This window comes from Paenibacillus polymyxa, from assembly GCF_001719045.1.
Taxonomy (GTDB): Bacteria; Bacillota; Bacilli; order Paenibacillales; family Paenibacillaceae; genus Paenibacillus; species Paenibacillus polymyxa_B.
In genome coordinates, this window is the sequence record NZ_CP015423.1 from 4,118,332 (window position 1) to 4,140,442 (window position 22,111).

At 47.0% G+C, this 22,111-nt stretch carries 23 protein-coding genes and 1 riboswitch; of the genes, 13 read left to right on the forward strand and 10 right to left on the reverse strand.

The features are described from left to right. Positions 1 to 342 precede the first annotated feature (342 nt). Positions 343 to 2,334: a stalk domain-containing protein gene (locus AOU00_RS18405; RefSeq protein WP_069291295.1), complete on the forward strand. Its 1,992-nt coding sequence runs from the start codon at positions 343 to 345 to the stop codon at positions 2,332 to 2,334. A gap of 210 nt (positions 2,335 to 2,544) precedes the next feature. Next, complete coding sequence (locus tag AOU00_RS18410; protein WP_069291296.1) at positions 2,545 to 4,311, forward strand: acid phosphatase; 1,767 nt, start codon at positions 2,545 to 2,547, stop codon at positions 4,309 to 4,311. A gap of 125 nt (positions 4,312 to 4,436) precedes the next feature. Here AOU00_RS18410 and queF read toward each other — a convergent pair whose 3' ends face one another. The 6 genes from queF to AOU00_RS18440 form a co-directional block, all read right to left on the reverse strand. Continuing rightward, entirely contained in the window at positions 4,437 to 4,934 is a 498-nt protein-coding gene (queF, locus tag AOU00_RS18415) for a preQ(1) synthase (protein ID WP_013309106.1), read from the reverse strand. A 413-nt stretch (positions 4,935 to 5,347) separates the two neighbouring features. After that, on the reverse strand, positions 5,348 to 6,211 hold the full coding sequence (queE, locus tag AOU00_RS18420) for a 7-carboxy-7-deazaguanine synthase QueE (RefSeq protein WP_069291297.1): 864 nt from the start codon (positions 6,209 to 6,211) through the stop codon (positions 5,348 to 5,350). Next, positions 6,204 to 6,695, reverse strand: coding sequence for a 6-carboxytetrahydropterin synthase QueD (gene queD / locus AOU00_RS18425; RefSeq protein ID WP_069291298.1), 492 nt, complete (start codon positions 6,693 to 6,695; stop codon positions 6,204 to 6,206). Before queD ends, queE begins: the two co-directional genes overlap by 8 nt. Next, the gene (gene queC / locus AOU00_RS18430; RefSeq protein WP_061831178.1) at positions 6,688 to 7,371 is read right to left on the reverse strand and encodes a 7-cyano-7-deazaguanine synthase QueC; all 684 of its coding nucleotides are present in this window, start codon (positions 7,369 to 7,371) and stop codon (positions 6,688 to 6,690) included. Before queC ends, queD begins: the two co-directional genes overlap by 8 nt. 134 nt (positions 7,372 to 7,505) lie before the next feature. Then, positions 7,506 to 7,549: riboswitch (PreQ1 riboswitch) on the reverse strand. A gap of 79 nt (positions 7,550 to 7,628) precedes the next feature. Beyond that, a complete protein-coding gene (locus AOU00_RS18435) occupies positions 7,629 to 8,333 on the reverse strand; it encodes an AIM24 family protein (protein ID WP_013309110.1) in 705 nt (234 codons plus the stop codon). Between the two features lie 25 nt (positions 8,334 to 8,358). After that, positions 8,359 to 8,799, reverse strand: a complete 441-nt coding sequence (locus AOU00_RS18440; RefSeq protein WP_023987365.1) for an SH3 domain-containing protein — start codon at positions 8,797 to 8,799, stop codon at positions 8,359 to 8,361. Positions 8,800 to 9,112: 313 nt separating this feature from the next. Between AOU00_RS18440 and AOU00_RS26690 the strand changes: the two genes are divergently transcribed. From AOU00_RS26690 to AOU00_RS18450, 3 genes are all read left to right on the forward strand, one after another. Further along, on the forward strand, positions 9,113 to 9,268 hold the full coding sequence (locus AOU00_RS26690; protein ID WP_165176511.1) for a hypothetical protein: 156 nt from the start codon (positions 9,113 to 9,115) through the stop codon (positions 9,266 to 9,268). 221 nt (positions 9,269 to 9,489) lie between these two features. Continuing rightward, a complete protein-coding gene (locus AOU00_RS18445; RefSeq protein ID WP_069291299.1) occupies positions 9,490 to 10,257 on the forward strand; it encodes a hypothetical protein in 768 nt (255 codons plus the stop codon). Positions 10,258 to 10,328: 71 nt separating this feature from the next. Next, a complete protein-coding gene (locus AOU00_RS18450) occupies positions 10,329 to 11,312 on the forward strand; it encodes a helix-turn-helix transcriptional regulator (RefSeq protein WP_061831176.1) in 984 nt (327 codons plus the stop codon). A 40-nt stretch (positions 11,313 to 11,352) separates the two neighbouring features. Here AOU00_RS18450 and AOU00_RS18455 read toward each other — a convergent pair whose 3' ends face one another. The 4 genes from AOU00_RS18455 to AOU00_RS18470 form a co-directional block, all read right to left on the reverse strand. Beyond that, the gene (locus tag AOU00_RS18455; protein ID WP_061831175.1) at positions 11,353 to 12,024 is read right to left on the reverse strand and encodes a 3'-5' exonuclease; all 672 of its coding nucleotides are present in this window, start codon (positions 12,022 to 12,024) and stop codon (positions 11,353 to 11,355) included. Positions 12,025 to 12,267: 243 nt separating this feature from the next. Continuing rightward, positions 12,268 to 14,169 carry a 5'-nucleotidase C-terminal domain-containing protein gene (locus AOU00_RS18460; RefSeq protein WP_069291300.1) on the reverse strand — a complete coding sequence of 634 codons (1,902 nt, stop codon included), beginning with the start codon at positions 14,167 to 14,169 and terminating at the stop codon, positions 12,268 to 12,270. A gap of 194 nt (positions 14,170 to 14,363) precedes the next feature. Continuing rightward, complete coding sequence (locus tag AOU00_RS18465; protein ID WP_069291301.1) at positions 14,364 to 14,789, reverse strand: ImmA/IrrE family metallo-endopeptidase; 426 nt, start codon at positions 14,787 to 14,789, stop codon at positions 14,364 to 14,366. An 11-nt stretch (positions 14,790 to 14,800) separates the two neighbouring features. After that, the gene (locus AOU00_RS18470) at positions 14,801 to 15,274 is read right to left on the reverse strand and encodes a helix-turn-helix domain-containing protein (protein ID WP_069291302.1); all 474 of its coding nucleotides are present in this window, start codon (positions 15,272 to 15,274) and stop codon (positions 14,801 to 14,803) included. A 332-nt stretch (positions 15,275 to 15,606) separates the two neighbouring features. On the opposite strand from AOU00_RS18470, the gene AOU00_RS18475 reads away from it, so the two are divergent. The 8 genes from AOU00_RS18475 (at position 15,607) to AOU00_RS18505 (ending at position 22,096) form a co-directional block, all read left to right on the forward strand. Then, positions 15,607 to 16,083 carry an ArpU family phage packaging/lysis transcriptional regulator gene (locus AOU00_RS18475; protein ID WP_013309118.1) on the forward strand — a complete coding sequence of 159 codons (477 nt, stop codon included), beginning with the start codon at positions 15,607 to 15,609 and terminating at the stop codon, positions 16,081 to 16,083. A gap of 362 nt (positions 16,084 to 16,445) precedes the next feature. Continuing rightward, on the forward strand, positions 16,446 to 17,414 hold the full coding sequence (locus tag AOU00_RS18480; protein WP_069291303.1) for a hypothetical protein: 969 nt from the start codon (positions 16,446 to 16,448) through the stop codon (positions 17,412 to 17,414). A 10-nt stretch (positions 17,415 to 17,424) separates the two neighbouring features. Beyond that, positions 17,425 to 17,643 carry a YqzN/YkzM domain-containing protein gene (locus AOU00_RS18485; protein ID WP_013309120.1) on the forward strand — a complete coding sequence of 73 codons (219 nt, stop codon included), beginning with the start codon at positions 17,425 to 17,427 and terminating at the stop codon, positions 17,641 to 17,643. Positions 17,644 to 17,645: 2 nt separating this feature from the next. Continuing rightward, positions 17,646 to 19,112, forward strand: coding sequence for a phage tail sheath family protein (locus tag AOU00_RS18490; protein WP_069291304.1), 1,467 nt, complete (start codon positions 17,646 to 17,648; stop codon positions 19,110 to 19,112). 122 nt (positions 19,113 to 19,234) lie between these two features. After that, positions 19,235 to 19,642, forward strand: coding sequence for a phage tail tube protein (locus AOU00_RS18495; protein WP_007429163.1), 408 nt, complete (start codon positions 19,235 to 19,237; stop codon positions 19,640 to 19,642). 76 nt (positions 19,643 to 19,718) lie between these two features. After that, entirely contained in the window at positions 19,719 to 20,153 is a 435-nt protein-coding gene (locus tag AOU00_RS18500) for a phage tail assembly chaperone (protein WP_007429164.1), read from the forward strand. A 23-nt stretch (positions 20,154 to 20,176) separates the two neighbouring features. Then, positions 20,177 to 20,308, forward strand: a complete 132-nt coding sequence (locus AOU00_RS27490; RefSeq protein WP_019686368.1) for a hypothetical protein — start codon at positions 20,177 to 20,179, stop codon at positions 20,306 to 20,308. A gap of 21 nt (positions 20,309 to 20,329) precedes the next feature. Next, the gene (locus tag AOU00_RS18505; protein ID WP_061830305.1) at positions 20,330 to 22,096 is read left to right on the forward strand and encodes a hypothetical protein; all 1,767 of its coding nucleotides are present in this window, start codon (positions 20,330 to 20,332) and stop codon (positions 22,094 to 22,096) included. Positions 22,097 to 22,111: the final 15 nt, after the last annotated feature.

A 22,111-nucleotide genomic window follows, 5' to 3' on the forward strand; every position in this document is an offset into this window, starting at 1 on the left:
TGTATGTATATTTTAAGATATAGGAAGCGATCCGTTTGCAGCAAATGGCTGAAAGTGGGATAAAGGCCACCTTTACTCATTACTGCTTGCCCATCCTGCTGGATACTCTTCATTGCTCCATTTAGTTAGAATTTCTAAAATGACATATCCAAATTCAAACATTTACCATCCTCAAAACCGATATATATGTGAGGATTTTGCATAAGTCCCAAGAGCGCTTTTCAAATCAGCAATATAGAGATCGAAGTGATCTAGTTCGTCTATATAATGTATTTTTGAGCGTTGGGAATGAAGTTATGCAAAATATTGATATTGAAATATAGATAGAAAAGGGGAACCACGATGAGAAAAGCAACGAAGATTTTGCTGGCAGTATCTATGGTATGTGGAGCGGTGGTGGGAACTGCGTTAAACAATGGAGAAACAGCAGTAGCGGCAAATGTAACGACGAACAACACTTGGAAAAACGCTAAAATTATAGACGTGATCGACCGGAATAACTACATACTGGATGATGGTTCTTTATGGAGAAAGAGTATAGATGGCCCGGTTATTGAGAAATTGAATTTGAAAGGCATTACAGGCAGTAAAGACAAGAGCCAAGGTTATTATGGCTGGACTGAGGACGGGAAGGTAGCTATCTGGGATGATAACTCCGACCCAAAAGTGACGGCTCAATCCTCAGGAGTTAAAGAAATTACAGGTGAGGGTTTGGCTATTAAAACCGATGGGACGATCTCCTGGGGAAGAGAACAGGTTGAGGGAATATCGGATGCTATAGATGGTGATAAGGTAAGTACCTACTTTACGGTTCTTACTCGATCCGGTGATGTATGGTATTCCACAGGGTACGAAGAATCTAAGCCCCGCAAGATAGGTCATGTAGATGGTGCGCTTGATATCAAAATGAGTACGGCGTATGCTGCAGTACTTAAGGAAGATGGCCATGTCACGATGCTGGATATGCTGACCAATGAACCACCGCGCGAAGTGGGAAGTGATATTGCTTCGATTTTATGGAAAAAAGATACACATGTCTTGATTACTGTACATCATGACGGGACTGTATGGAGCTATGACCGAATGAAGAAATATCCAGCTGTGCAGCTTAGCGGGTTATCTAATGTTGCACGGTTGGTTGATTCGCCTGACGAGCTTTTTGCACAATTAAAGGATGGCTCTTGGGTCGGCTATAAGGACGGAATCACGACTGCGCTGAGCTTGCCTACATTAACGGGTATGTCCTTGTTGACGACCTCCAAAGAGGCTGCCATCGGCGATACGATTCAATTAAATGTACAAGAGACATATTCGAACGGTTATCGACTAACACGTCATCCCGAAGCTAGTGAGATTGAAGTGGAGAAACCGCAGGTTGCCGAGCTACAGCAGAATGGTTCCGGTACACTCAAAGTAAGGGGCATTGGAAGCACATCCGTAGCTCTGCGGACCGAAGGAATACCCTCTTCTTTTACACTAAAGGTTTCGTCCGATCAAACCTTGACCGGGGCGGCTATACTGAACGGTAATGTGTATTTGCCTGTGCAGTCGGTGTTCAAGACGCTGGGTGGATCTGTTACCGTGGCGAACCAGACCTTTACGATCAAGCTGGGTAAAAACAATATCGTACTCCAAAAAGGGAGTTCCACCGCAATGGTGAATGGTAAACCTGTTGCACTGAAGGGCAAGGTTCAAACGGTTAACGGACAGGTTGTATTCCCGGGAACATTACTGACCGATCTGAAGTTGGGCGGATTCAAATGGAATCGTGACCGTCAGCAAGGAGAATTATCTGTGGGCGCTACCAAGCTGGTCATTGAGACGCCGGAAACGGCAAAAATTATCAGAGCCATTGATCTGGGCAGTCTGTCCAAATTAATTGGCAAAACCTATTGGGTCAATAACTTCTATAGCGCTGGAGAGCGATTTGGCAAGGTAACAGTTAAAGATATCGAAGTCAGCACGGACCCGAACGGTGTTAAATCTTACGAAGTTATTTTCCAGGGGGCCAATGGCGAAACTTATAACACGTTTTCCATCATCGGAGCTTCACGCATTCCACAAATGCTGTCTGATCCCGATCAATTTCTGACTTACGATCCGTACAAGAAATACCAATGGTCGCAAGCCATCTGGAACAAGATTAAAAATAATGAGGTAAGCTTGGGCATGAATACGACGCAGGTGCAGTTCGCATGGGGAAACCCAACGGTCAGAGAAAAGGGGGCTGCTTCAAACGGAACTCAAGTCGAAGCCTGGGTATACGGCAACCGTAGTCTTTATTTCAAGGCGGTAGCTTTCGTGAATGGCAAAGTCATAGAAGTATGGCTGTAGGGTAGCTGGTTTTTCTATAACGGTTTGAACGAGGTGTCTCCAGAGTCGTATATACGGCTCTTGGGATGCCTTTTTTTCATTTAACACAACTAAGCTCTTGATTTAACAAACTTAAGATATGATTCTTTATGTCATACATCTTGTTATATAGATAATAGCTCCGTAGAGAAAGTATGAAGAGCACAAGAGAAGAGAGGATCTGATTTGAGAATGAAATCGCTAAGGAAACCACTATCAGTTGCACTACTATCTTTACCATTACTTCTAGGTTCCCTGGGTGGAAGTTATGCGAGTGCGGCAACCCTACCAACAACGGTAACTCCAACAGAACCGTCATGGGGATACTTCGTAGATCATTATAAAAATAATAGTTCTGCAAATAAGACGGAAAGCTCTAATCCGACCCTCGGGTTGCTCTCCGAATTTAATAAGTTTTGGACTCCGGGCGCTACCTGGGATACAGGTACCAAGCTAAACGGTAGCGTGCTGGACGCCAATATTCAAAAAGTGATTGATATAGCTGCCCGTCGCACTTCCAGTGAGGCTGATGCAGCTTATTTGGATGATCGCAGAAATCAGAGCTACAGTGTGATCGACGGGCTGGGTTCGCTCACTGATGTATATCGAAAGAATGCAGGTGCCACGACAACGATCAACGATATTCCGGCAGATGCTCTGACTAAGAAATACGAAGATGAGGGAACGAATGCTGGGAGTACAAGCTCCAATCTTGGCAACATCGTAAATCTGGTAAATACCTTGCGCGGGGAATACTCTACGACGAACCCGGCTAAGTCTTATTTTAGCTATCCTCGCCCGTTTCGCTGGAGCGATAACTCAGTAGTTGTTCCGAGCCTTATTCCCGCTCTCAAAGCTGATGCTACTAGCGATGGCGGCTTTCCTAGCGGTCATACCAATGCTGCGTATCTCAGTTCTATTGCTATGGCCTATGCCGTGCCGGAGCGTTATCAAGAACTGCTGACGCGAGCTTCGGAGCTGGGCAATAACCGTGTTGTTGCTGGTATGCATTCACCGCTTGATGTTATGGGAGGGCGTGTCATGGCAACGGCGATGGCGGCTGCTATCCTGTCTGATCCAGCCAATAGCAGCTTGAAGAAAGCCGCTTATCAGGATGCTCGTAAACAACTGCTGTCTCAAAAAGGTACAGCTCCAGATCGGTTCAGCAATTATGTCACAAACAAAAAAAATTATAATCAACGATTAACATACGGATTCAGCCAGGTTAATCCAACTACGACACCAATGACAGTGCCTAAGGGAGCTGAGGTATTGTTGGAGACACGCTTGCCTTACCTGGATAGCACACAACGTCGTTGGGTTTTGGCTACTACAGGGATTCCTTCCGGCTATCCTGTACTTGATGCTGAGGGATGGGGACGATTGAACCTGTTTTCAGCTGCGGATGGCTACGGTGCTTTCGCCAATAATGTGACGGTGAATATGGACGCTTCCAAAGGCGGTTTCAATGCATTGGATCGCTGGCGCAATAATATCTCTGGTGTTGGAAAGCTGACTAAAAAGGGAACAGGTACGTTGAAGCTAATGGGGAACAATACGTATTCCGGCGGTACACAGATCGACCAAGGTACTTTGGAGGGAACTTCGGAAACGGCTTTCGGAAGTGGTGGAATTACGAATAACGGGGGAACTCTTCTTAAAAATGCTGCTGGAAAGCTGATTATTGGCGGAAATTACAGACAATCTGCCAAGGGAACACTTGAGCTTAACCTGCGCAGTAAAAATGATGTACTCAAAATAAAGGGAACAGCTATACTCAACGGAAAATTACGTCTGAATTTTTCTAACAAATATGTACCGGCTAATGGTGCTACGATCTTAACTTATGCTAAACGGAATGGAGCATTTTCTTCGATTGAAACGGTAGGTTTACCAAGCAATTATAAAATGAAGGTTATCTATACAGCTGACAGTGCTCAGTTGAAAGTCACTAAGTAAAACGTAATTAACTCTCTATACAACAATTGAAGTGCACCTTTAAAATACATGGGGATAAACCAGAAGGTTATCCCAACGTGTATTCTAGGGGTGCACTTTATGGTTTAAGGATAGGGAGTATTAGCTTAACGGTTATCGATCTTTTCCGGGTACATATCATGGTTCATCATGCGGTGCTCCGCTATCTGTTCATACTTCGTTCCTGGCTTGCCGTAGTTGGTATACGGATCGATAGAGATGCCACCGCGTGGCGTGAATTTGCCCCATACTTCAATGTAGCGAGGGTCCATCAGCTTAATCAAGTCATTCATGATGATATTGACGCAGTCTTCATGGAAATCGCCGTGGTTACGGAAGCTGAACAGGTACAGCTTAAGGGATTTGCTTTCTACCATTTTAATATCGGGAATGTAGCTGATGTAGATGGTTGCAAAATCAGGCTGTCCTGTAATCGGGCACAGGCTGGTGAACTCCGGGCAATTGAACTTTACAAAATAATCCCGATACGGATGTTTATTATCAAAGCTTTCGAGAATGGCGGGATCATAGGCAAAAGTGTATTGTGTGCCTTGATTGCCAAGTAGGGTAACGTCGGTCATTTCTTCGGGTGTTCTTCCGGTCATATGGATGAGGCTCCTTATAGTTGGTTTAGTGGTAAAAGGAATAGGGAGTTATGGTGTGAGGGTTAGGTGACGCTCCGCGAAGGATTTGAGCTTCCGATCGCTGTTGAAATGGGATTCTTTCTGATGATTTGAAAGATATAGGTTAGAATCCCATTTCAAAGGCGAACGCTATCGCTTCTCCAGCTTCAAATCCTCCGCTTCGCTGCCGACCGCCGTCACCACCATAAAGTCCCTACCCGTTTACATATTGGTTGGGGCAGAAGTGAATATGCTCGCTCCTATATGAAAGGAGCGTTATTTTGCGAGAAACCCCGCCCTCACGGACGTGGGTTTCTCTTGTTTTATAGCTTCGACTAATTTGGCGTAACTTGTGTATCACATACAGCTCATACGGAATATATTACATATAAGTGTTATACGCCGCGTTTGTTGCCCCATACGAGGGTGTGGAGCTGTGGGAGTACTCTTACGTCGTTTAGTCGGGAATCGTCCATGACACGGTCGATAAGCCATTCATAACGATGGAGTAGGGACTCCGCAATCTGTCCGGTGTTCTCCGTGTTCACATCTGGATTACCCGTCTGGAGGAACAAGGGTACGTGTGGATAGCGCTCGTGAACGGTGCGGGCGTAGGCAAGATCGGTGTCATCGAAGATGACGACCTTCAAGCTGCAAGCTCCGGTATAGAGCCGCGCAGATTCATTAGCGGGTTCCTTCAAGCCTGTTGCGGTTGGGACGTTGGACGTAGCTCGGGACTCGCCAGCCATCTTCCGGTTTGACAGACGGGCGACGATATCATCCAGCACATCCCAGTTGGTCGTCATACCCGAGCTGGGTGGCTTCGGGGATAGGGTTACCTCATCGATATCGTACAGCCATTCCTGCCAGCGGGAGCCTTGTGTTTCGACAGCGGTGGCAGTGCCTTGGCTGCGTAGCAGGGTGATTAGCTCCCCAAGCTGCGGTAGCAGGGCAGGATTGCCTCCAGAAAAGGTCACATGCGAAAACCGTTCGCCACCGATGGCCTTCAGCTCCTGCCAAATGTCTGTGGCACTCAGACGACGGATCTGATCCTTGGAGCTGCCGTCCCAGGTAAAGGAGGAGTCACACCACGAGCAATGGTAATCGCAGCCTGCGGTACGAACAAACATCGTCTTACGACCAATGACCATCCCTTCGCCCTGAACGGTGGGACCAAACACCTCCAGTACGGGAATAGGGGCTATTTGGGTCCCGTGGGAGGCTATCATGGGTTGGTGAGTAGTCATGGTATTACTCATCGAGCATCCACTCCCGTCGGAACTCGGCGTAGCTGGTAGGTGTCTCGAACAACCGTACAAACTCGGTACGTCCACCTTCGACACGGTTGCAGTATGCATCCGAGGTCAAGGCTGACTCCATTTGTTCAAAGATCCAGACGACCATATTTTCCGCCGTTGTATTCATTGGAGGAAGCGTCTCATTCAAGTAACGATGGTCTAGAAAAGGTTCAATCCGCTCTTTCCAGATCGTTTTGATGTCACCAAAATCCAGCGTTAGACCCGTTTCGCCCGGTATACCGCTTATGCCAAAAACGACGATGTAGGTATGACCGTGCAGATTTTTGCATTTGCCTTCGTAGCAGTGCAAATGATGTGCTGCATCGAATGTAAATTGTTTGCTGACCAATACACGTTTGCGGTGATAACGCAGCTGAGAGTGACTAATGTCTGTCCCGAACTGCTGGAGCTTGTCGACAATGCGAAAGGTACCTGGCTCACGCATGACCTTCAACTCCTTGGGAGGAAGCTCCGCGCATCGCGAGATATTGCTCGAGTCCAGCACGGCGAAGTTTGCAAGCAGGGCATTCGCCACAGCCGTCGCCAATGACGCCGTTATAGCACGTTAGTGTACGTGTTCTTACAAATTCAAAAGCTTTCAGCTCATCGGCCATCTGCCAGGTTTCGGCCTTGTTCAGCCACATGAGCGGGGTATGAATCACAAAGGGATAGTCCATCGAAAGGTTCAGTGTGACGTTCAGCGATTTGATAAAAGAATCCCGGCAATCGGGATAGCCGCTGAAATCCGTCTCACAAACGCCTGTAATCAAGTGGCGCGCTCCTTTTTGCTTGGCGAGAACTCCCGCGAAGCTCAGGAACAGAAGGTTGCGACCGTCTACAAAGGTGCTAGGCAGTTCGCCTTCCTGTTGTGTAATGTCAATGTCGGTGCGTGTGAGGGCATTAGGGGCTAGTTGATTAAGCAGGCTCATATCCAGTACCGTTTGCGGAACACCTAGTTCACGGGCGATTCCAGCGGCTACTTCGATTTCCTGCTTGTGGCGTTGACCGTAATCGAACGTCACGGTTTCTACTTCAGCAAAATGTTTTTTTGCCCAAAATAAACAGGTTGTGCTGTCTTGGCCGCCGCTGAATACGACGACTGCTTTTTCGTTTGCAAACATAAAAAAACCTCTCGATCTTCTTGGAATGGTGCAAGACACGGAGTCTTGTCACTTGGAAGAAGGAGAGTTCTTGAACCGACTTCAACAAAAAACAGGCCTTGCCCCGCGAATTCATTTTTCTTGCGGAGGACAAAGCATCGTTAGTTTTTTATAGAGGGAGTTCGCGAACCTCTCCCATGCATGACGCATGGATTTTCTTCATTAGTATCTGCCACGAGGACAGACGGCTTTAGCATTGTCATTATAGCATGGCAGGGCTATTTGATAAACACTCCACCAAATGGAATGACTTCCCGTAAAAAGCGCTTGATCACGCCATCGTCGTTCATATCCTGTTGGAGCCGCCGATGATGTTCCCCGGCATGGAATAGTACGGTACCCTGTCCGGTCATTTTAAAATGATAGTTCATATGCTGGCTGGCCAGATGGTTGCCGTACACGGTCAACTCCAGTTTGGCGTTTTCGGGATAGGCAATGACGCTGCTCGCATCCACATATATCGGCTCTGTCGGATGAAGCTGTTCTTGACATACCAATCCCTGTGTCAAAAGACCGATTTGACCCACACCGTCAAATTTCATTTTTATAACATCGCGGCTAAACAACATGTTTTTCATGCTTAGCAGCTTGGTACGCATTTGAATACCGGAGCTGTACCAGAACAGGTTGCGAAAATCGTATAACAGATCATCGCTTCCTTCAAGCTTAATCATTTTTAGACTAAAGCCAGGTGGAAGTGCGGCAATTAGGCGACAAGCACCTGTGAAATCGGCCTGAATCAGTTTGTGTTTGCGATACATGCCCTTTATATTCATTAGTTTATCACTACGGCCTGAGCTGGGTCCGCGGTATGCGATGATTTGCTGCGGATGCAGAACGTGCAGCTTTTCTCCTTCCGCCAGATCGAGCGTTACGACCGAACCGACGCTTTCATCATGGTGTTGTCCTGCTTGTATGTCCATTCAGACCTTTCATCCTTTCAGGCAGTTAGTATCTTCCCGAACGTCGACGCATCCCGTAACGCAGCAGTCGGATACCGATAAAATAACCGGCCAGCAGAATTATAGCTGTGATGATGAGCATTTTATTTCGGTGTGAAGCCTGATCACGTTGGGTTTGAAGATTTTTTAATTCTGTGACAGTGTCAGTCAGCTTGCGGTTTTGCTCCAGTAATTGGGCGTTTTGCTCTTGATAGGCTTCTAAGCTGTTACGGGCCTTCTCCAGATCCTCCTGTGTTTGTCGGTAGCTTTCCTTGAGCTGATACACATCACCGGGCAACCGCGAAAATTGCTCGAAGCCTTGGTACACATCATCCCAATAAGCAGCATGTACTTCGGGTACACGAGTTATCCCAAAAATAAACAAAAGTGCTATAGCAGCGCAGACAATGCGGCGGTACAAAGCAAAACGACAAGTTGGTCGTGCCAAGAGATGTTCCCCCTTTTGATAAACCAAGATGTTAGATGATATAGATCATTACCCATATGACATGGTTACGTATAATATAACGATTCGGATGCAGATTTTAGAATAAACGGACGACAAATATGAAGAAAATGTTCTCAAAAAAAGTCGATATATTAGTTTAAGTGTACCTTAAAACGGGTATATCAAGGAAGCGGCAACATTCCGGCATTTTTCCCAGCATACGAGTAAAGAACGATCCGCACTGATCAGGGGCTTAAGTTGAATAAATGAACTGAAATATATTAAAAATTGATATAAAAGGAGATTTTGCAAGATGAATGAGAGAGAACAAAACTATAAAACTTTAAAAATCACTGTAAATGGAAAGCCGTTATCAAAGGATCTCGTCGTAGATAGCACTACTTTTGCTCCTATATCTGATATTTGCACAAAAACGAATGTTTCTTTAACAGAAACTACAATCTCATAAGTAAATATAGAAGTAGACTATAATATAGCCCGGCATACGCCGGGCTATTTTTGCGCATTCATGTAATTCAAATGGTTTAAAATGTTATTTACCAAACTAGGTCCCCCTTCATAAAGATTCCCATGTATAATTTTCACAATCAAACATACGTTCCCTGACAATATAGTGTCAGATAACACTGTTAATTTAGAGTTACATGTTCTTTTAGGGGGAATTTACCAGTGGTGAAGTCAATGCTCAATGTAACGTACACATGGGACAAAGAGTCTATATCTGCGAATGGGTCCAAACAAGTAAATCTACTGATAGAATGGGGCTATGGAGCTATACGCAAAAGAAAAGGAAATCTAATACCGAAAGCAGCGGGATGTGACCTTCAACTCCAGTTCATTCCAGAAAACGGGGTAAGTCTATTAAAAGCTGAAGGGGTAAGGCTCGGTTTTAAACGCTCGGAAAACGGAGATAGCATGTTTGTTCACTGTGGTGATGTAAGGCGGGGAAAATATAGACAGGCTATTTTGACGTTTTCTATACCGGCTCACTCGTCCGGAAGACATACGATTGGAATGATGGAGTGGAGCTGGCGCAAGCCATCGCAGGAAAAGCGAACGCTGATCCGGACAGATCAGCTCTACATCCATTTTACGCATCATCTTGGTCTGCTGAGCATTCCATCCAACCCGAAGGTGGAAAAATACATAAAGCTGAATGAGACGTCCCCTATTGTAAAAAAGGCATTGCGTATGTACGAGAAAGGGGAATATGAGCAAGGGGCGTTTATCCTTACCAGACAAGCAGATGAATTACTTATACGTGCAGCAAGAAGCGATGATATGGACTACCTGCAGGAAGCCGAGTTGCTTCTGGCTATACGTAATAAATGGAGTGGTACTTTTGTATCGTTTACAGCGTATAGTTCTAAAGTCTTTTTTAATAAGGCGATATCGCTAGAAGATGTTCGTTTTACTGAAAATGATACTTTGAGATAGGCAATTATGCTAGTTTATTTGTGTAATATAGTGAGTCTAATTTACTATCTTTTTGTAAAGGAGAGACTTCCTTGACTGATCGGTTGATACGTTTAATGCGGATTATTACTATTGTTCAGGCAAATCCAGGGATATTGGCAAGAGAGCTTGCCGAACGTTGTGAAACATCAGAACGTACCATATACCGAGATATGGAGGCGCTAAGCGCTATGCATATACCGATTACGAATATGGGGCATGGCAAGGGGTACATTTTTATTAGCAATTTTGCTTTGTATCCTCTAAATTGGACGGAAGAAGAGGCAGAGGCTTTTACTAAGCTGGGAGAGATTATGGAAACGGTAAAGCCTCTTTTACCGCCAGCTTTTGAAAGTGCTTATGAGAAAGTGATGGCCTCTAGTCAGAAAAAAAAGATGGACCAGACGAGCTTCGCGCAGGAAATGAAAAATATTGTCCGGCTCGGCTCGACACTTGATCGGGAAAACCAGCCCTATCTGCTCAGGCTGATTGTTTTAGCGAGTCTTACGCAGCAGACGATTGAAGCGGAATACAGCTCACCTCAAAATGAAGATGTATCACTCGTTCAGGTGGATCCTTATTGTTTGGTTCCGCAGGATCGGCGATTCTATATGCTTGGTTTTTGTCACAAGCAATCCGCGATGAGAACCTTTCGGATCAGTCGATTTCGGAACATGAGAATTTTGCCGTATACGTTTCAAAAAAATACAACTGAAATGGAAATGTTTTTTAAAGGGACCTGGTCGGTGACCAAAGGAAATCAGAATATCCGGTTTGTGGTACGTTTTTCTGCCGAGTCTGTATATCGGGTCAAAGAAGAGGAGCTGTTCATCAAGCCTTTTCTTAGGGATTTGCCGGATGGAAGTTTGTTGTTTGAGGTGACGGTCAATCATGACCGTGAATTTTTGGATTGGCTCACTTCCTATGGAGCTGAGGCCGAGATTCTGGAGCCTTTACGGTACCGCAAACGAATGCAAGAAATGCTGCGGACCTGGGGGACATTCTATTTCGATAAAAAGGCAGGAAATCAAGAATAACAGGGGGAGATCCCCCGGAACGGGCCGGGGAGCTATCCGCTTAACGGTCCTTAAACAGGTTGGCGAGATTGCCAAAAGGACTGTACTGCTCCTGTTCTTCTTCTGGTGAGGAGTAGACGAGCTTCGATCCACGGCTTTCCTCATCGTCAGCAGCATTATGAACTAATGTAATACGATCAAAATGGTACATGAAAACCTGAGCGGTGTTCACGGCATCATCCAGTGCCCGGTGTTGTTGACCGTCAAAGTCAATGTTGCACAATTCCAGCGCCTGAGACAGGCTCAACTGACGGTACTTTCCATTGGAACCAAACAGACGGGAAATCTGCTTCTGTATATCATTTGTATTATGAATCCATCCGAGATCTACATGATGGGTACGACAATGGGATACCAGCTTCTGACGGTCATCCGGGCCCCATGCGCATAAATAATAAGGGGAATCCGTACCGAGCCAGGCTATGAATTCCTTCACAGCTTCAGGAAATAGTGGAGCGGCATCAATATCTCGTTGAGTAATACCTGTGAACTGAACGGTATCTGTAGAGAGTACAGGCCGATTCGAGGGTCTTACAAAACTGTGAAACGTATCCGCAACGTATAGGCCATCGTCTCCCTGAACAACTTTGACGGCACCAATATCAATGATTTCGGAGGAATATCTGGCGTTGCGGCTAACAGTAAATTCAAGATCGTAAATAATGTATTGCATTTCAGGACTCCTTTCACACATATAACTGATCCCGATGGGTATCGGGACGAATGTTCTCTGCCCGAATGACTCTTCTCCATCATACCTCTCGGTTCACAACTTGTCAGCGGTTAAAAGGTTTGCTTTTAAAAAAAATATGCGATGTCCAAATGAGCTTGGACTATCGCATATCTAAAAACGCCTGACATACAGCAGCATCCGAAACCACTAGGATTCCGGATGCTGCTTTTGCTAGCTATTGAATTAGGCCGGGAGGTCTAACTTTTGTCCCGGATAAATGCGGTGAGGATTCTTCAACTTATTCAACTGCTGAAGCTGTTGCCAGGTGGTACCATGTTTGCGGGAAATGTCATACAGCGTATCCCCGGATTTCACAACATATACATGGTTATTTGTAACTTGTGCAGAATTTGATGTCTGCTGTGGCTTGGCTGTTTGAGACTTTTCCGGCGCCGGTTTTGCGGGTGCTGGTTTCGCAGCCGGTGTAGGAACGGGTTGCGGCTTTTCCTGCACAGGTGCAGGTGTTGCGGTTGAGGCAGACGGCGCAGCTTGTGTGGCAGGGACAGAAGTTTTACCGTCAGCCTTGGCTTCTTGAATGCGACCGTCCGCTTGTACTTGCAGGCTAGCGGAGCCGACCTTTTGCATATAGCGGATTAACGCCTCATCAAGCGAGCCGAACATACCTGCTTGTGGATATTTAGCGAACATCGTATATTGGTCACCACCTACGGCAGTAAAATCATTGGTGGCCAGTGTGTATGTTGCCTCAGGATCAAGTGTTTTTCCGCCGATCAGGATGGAATGAACACGGCTGCCTTTGGCTGCTGATGTGTCTATTTTGAACGTGATACCTGATACCTGTGGGAAACCTCCGCTTGGCTCTGGATAGGAGGCTGTACCATTTTCCAGTGCGCCCTGAATGTCAGAGCCCTTCACTTTCAGGGTAACGATCTGGTTGCCGAAGGGCAGTACAGTGATGATGTCTCCCTTGGTTACCGTCCCCGTCTTGATGGAAGCCCGGATGCCGCCACCATTCGTTAAAGCCACGTCTGCTCCCGAAACGTCACGCATAGCATCGGTGAGCAAGTCACCGAGATTGGTTTCACTTGCACGTACCTTTTCGCGTGCTCCTTCCAAATCCACACTCGTTTGCGTTACAACCTCTTTAAGAATAGGTTCCTGGTCCTTTTGAATGGAGGCGATCAATGCAGCAATCTCAGTGTTGGGCTGAACATCGACTGCTTGAGTCGAATCAATCAGCTTGGCTTGCTTTTGCGTAACCTTACCGCCGTCGACCCATAAGTCCACAACACCCAAATACTTGGTGTATTCACCTGCGCTAGCGATCAATGTACCATTGTCACTAACCAAGCCTTTTTCCAGTACGGTATGGCTGTGTCCATCGATGAAAATATCAATGCCAGGCACTTCCTTAACAACCTTGAGGCTGGTGTCTTTACTAGACGCATCTTGCCCCAAGTGACCAAGAACAACAACGACATCTACTTTGCTGCGGATTTCATCCACAGCCGCTTTGGCCTCAGCCGCAGGATCGGTGAATTGAATACCCTCAACATTTTTGGGATTCGTCTTATAAGCCGTTTCTGGCGTAGTCAGACCGATAATACCGATTTTAACGCCGTCCACTTCTTTAATAACATAGGGTTCGAACAAACGTGTTCCGTCGGTTTGTTTAATATTGGCGCTAAGCACAGGGAACTGAATTTCCTTACTTAGCTCAACAAGATGCTTCCAACCATAATTAAACTCGTGGTTACCCGGAACCATAGCATCATAGCGCAGCTTGTTAATCACTTTCACAATACTTTCACCGTTAACCAAAGTAGCGAAGGTCGTTCCGTGAACGGTATCCCCGTCATCCAGCAGTAGTGTATTGGGATTGGAAGCCCGGTACTGATCAATGATACCCGCCAGCTTGGCGAATCCCATTTCCTTGTCGTTCGCGACCACGTGGGCATGGGTATCGTTCGTATGTAGGATGGTGATGTGTTTACCGCTGACTGGAGTCGTTGCCGTTCCCGCTGTTCCCACATTGGTTGCTGGGTCTGCTGCTGCTGTACCGAGACACCCAAGTAAAAGCGCGGCAGTCGTCAGGATTGACGAGAGTTTTTTCCATGAGTTCATGTTGTTCCTTCAACCTCCCATAAAATGAATGAATTAGAGAAACCGCTTACGACCACATTTTATCAGATGATTGTAAAAATAACTTCTATTTTATATCAAAGCATTAAATTTTTTTGATATATCGGTTGTTAAATCTATCGTCTAGTTACCTATATTATAGAGGAAGTAATCAACAGCAGCTCACAGAATGAGAACTAATGTTCTGATTTATGATTAAAAAAAAGGGCAGTCTCTTTGGGCAGCCCGATCCGGGGTAAATAGTGATCCAACGTTTCGTCAGCTAGTGGCGGTTTTCCTTCACTCAGCAAAAGCACGGCAAACCGATTGGCCTGCTGTTCAAATTTTCCTGGGGAAAAGTAGGAATGCTCCTCCATAAAAAAGCGGCTGATGCCTTTATGCAGTCGGTCATGTCCCAATTCATGCGCACAGACGAACCGTTTCCATTCGGGTGTGAGGCCATTGTGGATAACGATAAATCTTCTACGCAGCTTGTGGTAATACAGCCCTTTGGTTGTGGGGCCTAGATCGCAGTATCGGATATGGATACCTAGGGCTTTCGCAATATCGAAGGGGCAGTTGGTACGGTATTTTCGGACAAGTTTATGAATGAGTTCGTTCATACGCTCACCTGCTATCCCTGATCTTTGCCCGTTCGGGGCTCATTGGGCTTTTTATGTTTGTTCATCTGCTTGGCTTCCCAGAACAGACCTGTCAGCACGTCTTTGATCCGTTGACGATCTTTTTCATCCAGCGGAATGCCATCGAACATTAATTCGTCGTCTTCCTCCAGCATTTTTTTAAAATCCCGGCGGTCTTTAGAGGTTGCCCATTCCGGCACAGTAGAAGGATAAAGTTCATGTGGACTTTGCTCCATTGAATCATCGTCTCCCCAATATCCGGCGGCCTTCATCATTTCGGTATAGGATACGCTAAGCGCGTCCGCTATTTTGCGGAGAGTGGAGGGTTTGGGAATTCCGCGCAGTCCATTTTCAATGCGGGAAATTTGTGAATTGCTAATACCTGCAGCATCTGCCAACTGGTTGATGCTCCATTGTTTGTGCTCACGCTGCTGCTTTAAGTAAGTTCCGAATGCTGGCTGTTCCACAATGGGGACTCCTTTCTGCAAGAGAATCATAGATATTAGTTTTATTATACCATTAGGTAAATAGTAAAAGCACGTAATATGCCAAATGGCATAGGAAAATGAAGCGAATATCCTGTTTTTGGAGGTATACTGCTTTTTTTGACGATGGATACCTATCCTAAATAATGTTATGTTATACTCAAGATACGAACAAAAGGGGAACAAATTGTAAATACGAGCGTTTTTCTATTTCAGGATTTTGCAAAATTCGATTCCAGTCGCTTCGAAGTGCAAAATCCTCATTTAAAAATACATCATTGTCAAAAGGCATAAGATAAGGAGTGATGCTTTACATGAGAAATAACTTACCCGAATTGGACCGTCGCAAAACGCAGAATGCATTGGAGGGTGTGTTTGAGAAATACCGAATTTATAAAACGATTACTTTTATGGATCGGGAGAGCTTTATTACTGCTGGCTATACGGATCGCCCGAACGGACCAACGAATGTGACAAGCGATCCAACGGCTCGGACAGCCGTATATAATGTAGATGCTCCTGCCGCCCGCTTGGCCTACTGCGAAATGGTGGATGCGGTAGTGAGTCGCTTGAATGAACGCGAACAGCTGCTCATCCGTGAACGTTATTTAAAGGATGACGATGTGTTTGATTACAAGGTTTACAATTATGTGTTAGACCCGCCAGTCAGCAAGGATACGTACACGAAGCTTCGTACGCGTGCTTTTTACAAAATGGCGCTTGCACTGGCGGACCAAGGCGTTTTGAATCTGGCAGGCTTGCAGAAGGGCGCGGATCGAAAATTGGGTTAATGTAATAATTATCCACTTGTTCTCATTTCTATTTTAAAATCGTTTCCTAAAAGGCTTTGATTTCCTGTAATAACAGGGATCAAGGCCTTTTTTCATTACGGGAACACATGTTCTCAAAAAACCTCCGAACATCATCCCTAGTCTCTGCTTTTATCGTCCATTTCCCCGGCAACGCATTCGTTATTAGGGTGTAAGATTATATCATCGGGAATCAAGACAAGAGGACATACCGAAGACACACACAGTCAAACGTTAGCCGGCCATTAGGGCCGGTTTTTTCATGCGGTGATCGTCTCTGTCGGTTCCCGGGAATTCGTTGAATAGAAAGGAGGAGTCGTGTTGCCTAAGCAAGGGATGCTGCAATGCATGAGTACGAGGCTACGCCGGCTGAGAACACGGAAGTGGAAAAAAGCCTGGCTGAACAGCCACAACATGCGAACGCAGGGTACGCAAAGGTGGCATGCCGCAGGATGAGACAAGCCTTTAAGCAAAAGCTCATTGAAATTATTCCAGCGCTGCAAGGGCGTGTATACGATGTTCAGCCACCGTCGCAGACGGCAGAGGAGCCGTATGCTGTTATGGCGCTGGGCGAGGAAATCTGGAAGTCTTCCTGGGCCGGCTATCGGCAGGTTGTTCGCATCAAGCTGTACGCAGGACAAGCCGGACTGGCGCAGGCTGATGTATGGGCAAATGACCTGATTGCCGGACTGCACCGGGAACCAGTGACAGGTGCAGGTGAGGACACATCGGCTTTTACCGCGCACTATTTGGGCGTGCGGGATGCAGAAAAGCTGGACACTGTTACGGGGAAGGCGTATAGAACGCTGCGTTTTGGCGTGTATGTGCCTGAAACGGAAAGTGGTTCGGCCACTACAGCAAGCGGTGCTGCACAGCCGGAAGAGTGGCTGGCCGCGCTGGTCCGCTGGACGCAGAAGCAACTGGGCGAAACGTGGTGGGTATACGCCGACGCATGGCCCGCACAGCCGGGGCGGCAAGCGGTACTATGGCGGATGAGCGGCTGCGAAACTAGGATGGCGGGAGCCTCCATGTATGAGCTGCGCAAACGGTTCATCGGGCATATTACCGCCCCGGACACCACCGAGGAAAACCGTGCAGCTTCCGCACTGATCGAGGGCTTTGCCGCTCAAATCCAACTTCCTCTGGATCAGGACAAGGGCCGTTATATGTCTACAGCTGAAGCTTCAGCCGATTTGCAGGCAGATGCCATTTTAGATGGTCAGCTTCGGCTTATGCTGGTACAGCGGCGTATGCGCCCAGCTGAGGAAGCGGCGTTGATTCGCAGAGTGGAAATTCATCCTATTTTGAAATGAGGTGGTCCGAGTGACCTTGGAAAACCATGAGAAGGCCCCGGTATATGCCGGGCAGGAAGCAAGTGGCCCTCGCTATACGCTGGAGGAGCTAAAGGAGCACGCAGAACAATTGTTTTCCGTGAAAGAAGAAGTGCTGGCAGGCGCCTTTTTTGGCACACAGGACAAGCTGTTTACAGTAGCAGAAGCACACACTAAAATCGAACAATTTATGAAAGCGAAGGTGGACTAATTATGGCAGGCGGAACATGGGAAAACACGAATAAACCGGTATTGCCGGGTTTGTATATGAATTTTCAGGCAGCAGCAGCTTCAGCGATTCAAGGTGGGTCGCGTGGTACGGTCGTTGTACCCGTTAAGGCGAATTGGGGCCCTGTACGTGAGTTTGTAGAGATCGGCAGTGAAACGGCAATCAGTCAAATCTTTTCGGGAGACAGTCTGGATGGTGCGACCGCGTATTCGACGCTGTATCTGGCTTTGCTGGGCGGTCCGAAAAAGCTGTTAGCTTACCGTTTGGCAGATGATACAGCTGCTGAAGCATCTGTGACGCTGAAAAGCGGCGGTGAGACACCGGCGGATGTGCTGCGCCTGAAGGCTTTGCATACAGGTAGCCGCGGTAATGGTTTTGCTGTAACTGTACAGCCAACTTTGGGTGATGAGCAAGCTCGTGAGGTGCGCCTCTATGAAGGAACCAAGCTGCTCGGTACGTACAAAGGCAGTGACGGTACGGCTGCCTCCATTGCCAAGGCCATGAACGAGAACAGCGAAAACGTATGGGTGAAGGCTGAGGTTGTCGGCGACGGCGGCATTCCGGTGGATGTCAGCGGCGTACACCTCACTGGCGGCAACAGCGGCAATAGCAAGCTGGTTAATGCAGATTACATCGCGATGCAGGAGGCACTTGAAGGACAGGAATTTAATGTCTTGGCCCTGGATTATGCAGCCGATCTGGCATTGCTGCAAAGCTTCGCTGCCTGGATCAAGCGTGTCCGCAACGAAGGTAAAGGCGTAATTGCTGTATTCGGCGGTTCTGCGGCAGATGATGTGTCCAAAACAGCCGTCAGCGTGGCCTCTGCACGTTCCCTGGCACTGAACCATGAAGGCATCGTGAACGTCGGTACAGGCGTACGTCTGGCAGGTACGGACTACAGTTCTGCCCAAACGGCTGCTTATGTAGCCGGACTGATCGCAGGCCAACGTCTGAATCAATCGGTAACATATGCGGTTACGCCATTTGAGGATGTAACCCGCCGCTGGACACGTTCCGAGCAGGAGCAGGCTGTCCGTAATGGTGTCTTCCTGCTGTTCTTCGACGGCCGTCAGGTCAAAGCGCTGCGTGGCATCAACAGCTTGGTGAACCCGTCTGCTGGGCAAAACAACGCATGGAAGAAAATCCGTTCCATCCGCGTTATGGACGCTATTAACGCTGACTTGCAGCGTGCAGCCGAAGAGACTTACATTGGCAAAATCAACAACACGGTGGAAGGTCGTCTGGCGCTTATCGGTGCAATCAAAGAATACCTGGCACAGCTGTCGCTGAGCAATGTCATCGAAGCAGATGGCTACGATGTCATTCTCGACCCAGCTTACTACGGCGATGCGCCAGTCATCAAACCGGAGCCGGATCAAGTGTTCCTGCAATGGAACGTGAAGCTCACCGACGTGATGGAGCAGTTGTTCGGCACATTTTACGTGCAATAAATAAGCATTTTACGTGTATAAGTATTTCGCAGGCTATCGGCAGAAATGAAGTAGCTTGTTAACAACGAGGATTTTATGGAATCCCGAACTATATTATGGATTATTTTGAGGAGGAAAAAGAAATGTTGGATGCTTCAAGAGTCATTTTAGGTACGTATGGTCAGGCGCATGTGGACGGGGTGTGGCAGACGAATATCAATAAGCTGGAAGCTAGCGTAGAGATGGAAAAACGCGAGCTGAATCTCGTGGGCAACGAGTGGAAGGTGCACAAGCGTGGTATCAAAAAGGGAACGGGAACGATGAGTGGCTACAAGGTCACATCCGATATGATTCGTCGCGGTTTTAACCGTTTTGAGATTATTACAAAATTGGATGATCCAGAAGCCTTCGGACATGAAAGTATTCGTCTTATTCGTTGCACTCCTGACAAAATCCAACTGGCCAACTGGACAGCAGGTGAAGAAGTACAGGAAGAAACGACCTTCACCTTTGAAGGCTATGAGCTGCTAGATCCGATTGTAGCAAACTAAATTGGGAAACGGGGGATGGGATGCTGTGAGGCGTTCCGTTCCCCAAATACAAATAAACAATAAGGGAGAATGACTTATGAGCTTGAATGAGAATATGACAGAAGAACAAATTTTGGACAGCCTGTTTGAGGCCGCTGAAAAACTACCGGAGGAAACGGTTCGTATCAAGCGCCTTGATATGAAAATTGTGCTGCACGGCCTGACCTCCAGTAAGGTGGATAGCATTCGTGAACGCTGCACGATTCGCCGAACCGTGAAGGGGGCAGTAGATGAGAAGGTAGATACTGAAACGTTCAACGCCTTGTTGATTTCGGAAGCTACCGGCAAGCTGGAAGTGAAAGGCTTGTCCCTTAACGGTTGGGGCGATCCCCGGATTACAAGCCGCTTGAAGCTGTCCGGTGGCGAACAGTCTGTCCGCCGTATGCTGCTGGCGGGTGAACTGGATGCAGTAGGGGATAAGGTGCTGGAACTGTCCGGTTTTGGCGTTGAGATTGCCGATCTAAAAAACTAATCAGCTCCGGGGGAATGACGACGATGCTGTACCACTTGTGGGTCCGGCACCACCTCCGCCCCGGAGACTTTTGGCGGCTTCCTCGCGGTGAGCGCATGCTGCTGCTGGCGTTTGCCGAACAGGAAATGGATAGCATAGCAGCTTCAAAAGCATAAACAAGGAGGTGAACATGATAGATGGCAGAAGCATTAAATTACCGCATGAACCTTGTGATCGATCCTAAAAACGTCATTAAGGCGAACAGAGAATTGCGCGCAATGGAACGTTATTTTGAGCGGATTCAAGGACGTGTGTTGAAAATCGGCCGCACTCGCATGGCCCCGGAAATTGTGCTGAACGATATGGCCTCCAAAGGGCTGGATAATCTGTTGAACAAGATTAATCGGGTCAAATCCCAGATTATTAACGCTTCGGGGAATGTAAATGTGAAGGTGAATAGCGGCACTGCTAAAGCAGGTCCGGTTAAGTCTGATAACAATCTGAGTACGGTTTTGAAAGCAAATACTACTGCTGTAGAGGCCAATACGGCCGCTATTGCGGATTTAAGTACTAAGTTAGGCTCTCTGAAGATCGGTGGTGGGACGAAAGAAGAAGAGCCAAAGGGTTTTTTGGAAAATCTTAAAGATACCCTCGGGGGTGTCAAAAAGTTTGGCGAAGGCATGAAGGGATTTTCTGAATTAAAAACTAAAGGAGCAGCATTTAAAACGGAATGGGGTAAGGTCAAATCAGCAGGAGGAAATACAAGAAGACAAAAAATAGCTAATGGTGCGAAAAAAATATGGGAGAACAGAGCAGAATTAGGCAAGGTTACTGGTGAACTTTTTGAAAGTTTCGGCGGTACTGGAGATATGCTGGAAGGTGGAATGGATTTTTTTAAAGGCGGTAAAGGAGTGATAGGTAACATTATCAGTGGGGGCAGTTCAGTCGTAGATACAGTTTCTAGCGCAGCTTCTAGCATTATAAACCCAAGTAGTGCTGCTGGCGCGGTTGAGGAAGCTGGATCAGGCTTATTTAAGAACCTTTTAAAAGGTGGCGCGAAAAAGCTAATGGGGCCATTAAGTTATGGGATGGATATTATGAATATCGCTCAGTCCGCTCCTGGTAAAGAACGCTCACAAGCTGTAGGCTCTGCTATAGGCGGGGGAGTATTGGGAGCCGTCGGTGGTATTGTAGGTTCAGTGATTCCAGGAGCAGGTACTGTTATTGGCTCTACACTAGGGAGTATGGCAGGTGATTGGATAGGAGGTAAAATTGGCGGATTAGTCTCAGATTATGGTCCAGCCATGATGGACAAAGCGAAGTCCGCTGGTAAATTTCTTGGAGAAAAAGCTTCCCAGGTCACAGGTTGGCTTTCGGATAAGGCTGGAGACTTCGGTAAAGGCTTTTCTGATTTCTTTTCTTTTGGTAAAAAAGATGAACCCAAGAAAGCCCCAGCTAAGCCGCCTGAAGTACCTAAACCTGTTATACCACCTCAACCTGCTGTAGCTGTGGCTACCAAACCATTAACACCTATGCCACCTTTTCCGGGGTTACCACCCGGCTCTCAAGTGATGTATGGACCTCCGCAACCAGGTGCAAAAGGTGTTCCTAATCCTTACGGACCGATGGCTATAGCTAACCAGGGAGTCAATCCAAACCCACTACTGAATACTGCGGCTCATGCGAATAATGGAGCCAAAGCTAAAGGCAAAGGTAATGGTAATCCGACACCTCAAGTAGTTCAGATCAGTCCTGAACAAATGGGAACACTGTCTGGCTTTTTGAAGGATTTTAAAACGGAAACCACCAACCAATTCAATCTTCCTGCGGGGGCTGTACAGGTCACTGTACATGAGAACAAGCTGGATGTGGATGGGCTTATTACGCAAATTGGCTACCGTCTCAAAGCTGAAATTTTGCGTGCAACGCAGAATACCAAGCCAGCAGGCGCTGGAGCTATGTAATGGAGTAGATGGTAG

Coding starts and splice junctions, on each gene's coding strand:
- AOU00_RS18435 (WP_013309110.1), bottom strand. CDS start 8,333: ATGGACATACAAGCAGGACAACACCATGATGAAAGCGTCGGTTCGGTC.
- queF (WP_013309106.1), bottom strand. CDS start 4,934: ATGACCGGAAGAACACCCGAAGAAATGACCGACGTTACCCTACTTGGC.
- AOU00_RS18480 (WP_069291303.1), top strand. CDS start 16,446: ATGCATGAGTACGAGGCTACGCCGGCTGAGAACACGGAAGTGGAAAAA.
- AOU00_RS18490 (WP_069291304.1), top strand. CDS start 17,646: ATGGCAGGCGGAACATGGGAAAACACGAATAAACCGGTATTGCCGGGT.
- AOU00_RS18410 (WP_069291296.1), top strand. CDS start 2,545: ATGAAATCGCTAAGGAAACCACTATCAGTTGCACTACTATCTTTACCA.
- AOU00_RS18500 (WP_007429164.1), top strand. CDS start 19,719: ATGAGCTTGAATGAGAATATGACAGAAGAACAAATTTTGGACAGCCTG.
- AOU00_RS18475 (WP_013309118.1), top strand. CDS start 15,607: ATGAGAAATAACTTACCCGAATTGGACCGTCGCAAAACGCAGAATGCA.
- AOU00_RS18405 (WP_069291295.1), top strand. CDS start 343: ATGAGAAAAGCAACGAAGATTTTGCTGGCAGTATCTATGGTATGTGGA.
- AOU00_RS18465 (WP_069291301.1), bottom strand. CDS start 14,789: ATGAACGAACTCATTCATAAACTTGTCCGAAAATACCGTACCAACTGC.
- AOU00_RS27490 (WP_019686368.1), top strand. CDS start 20,177: ATGCTGTACCACTTGTGGGTCCGGCACCACCTCCGCCCCGGAGACTTT.
- AOU00_RS26690 (WP_165176511.1), top strand. CDS start 9,113: ATGAATGAGAGAGAACAAAACTATAAAACTTTAAAAATCACTGTAAAT.
- AOU00_RS18460 (WP_069291300.1), bottom strand. CDS start 14,169: ATGAACTCATGGAAAAAACTCTCGTCAATCCTGACGACTGCCGCGCTT.
- queD (WP_069291298.1), bottom strand. CDS start 6,695: ATGCGTGAGCCAGGTACCTTTCGCATTGTCGACAAGCTCCAGCAGTTC.
- queE (WP_069291297.1), bottom strand. CDS start 6,211: ATGAGTAATACCATGACTACTCACCAACCCATGATAGCCTCCCACGGG.
- AOU00_RS18455 (WP_061831175.1), bottom strand. CDS start 12,024: ATGCAATACATTATTTACGATCTTGAATTTACTGTTAGCCGCAACGCC.
- AOU00_RS18505 (WP_061830305.1), top strand. CDS start 20,330: ATGGCAGAAGCATTAAATTACCGCATGAACCTTGTGATCGATCCTAAA.
- AOU00_RS18495 (WP_007429163.1), top strand. CDS start 19,235: ATGTTGGATGCTTCAAGAGTCATTTTAGGTACGTATGGTCAGGCGCAT.
- queC (WP_061831178.1), bottom strand. CDS start 7,371: ATGTTTGCAAACGAAAAAGCAGTCGTCGTATTCAGCGGCGGCCAAGAC.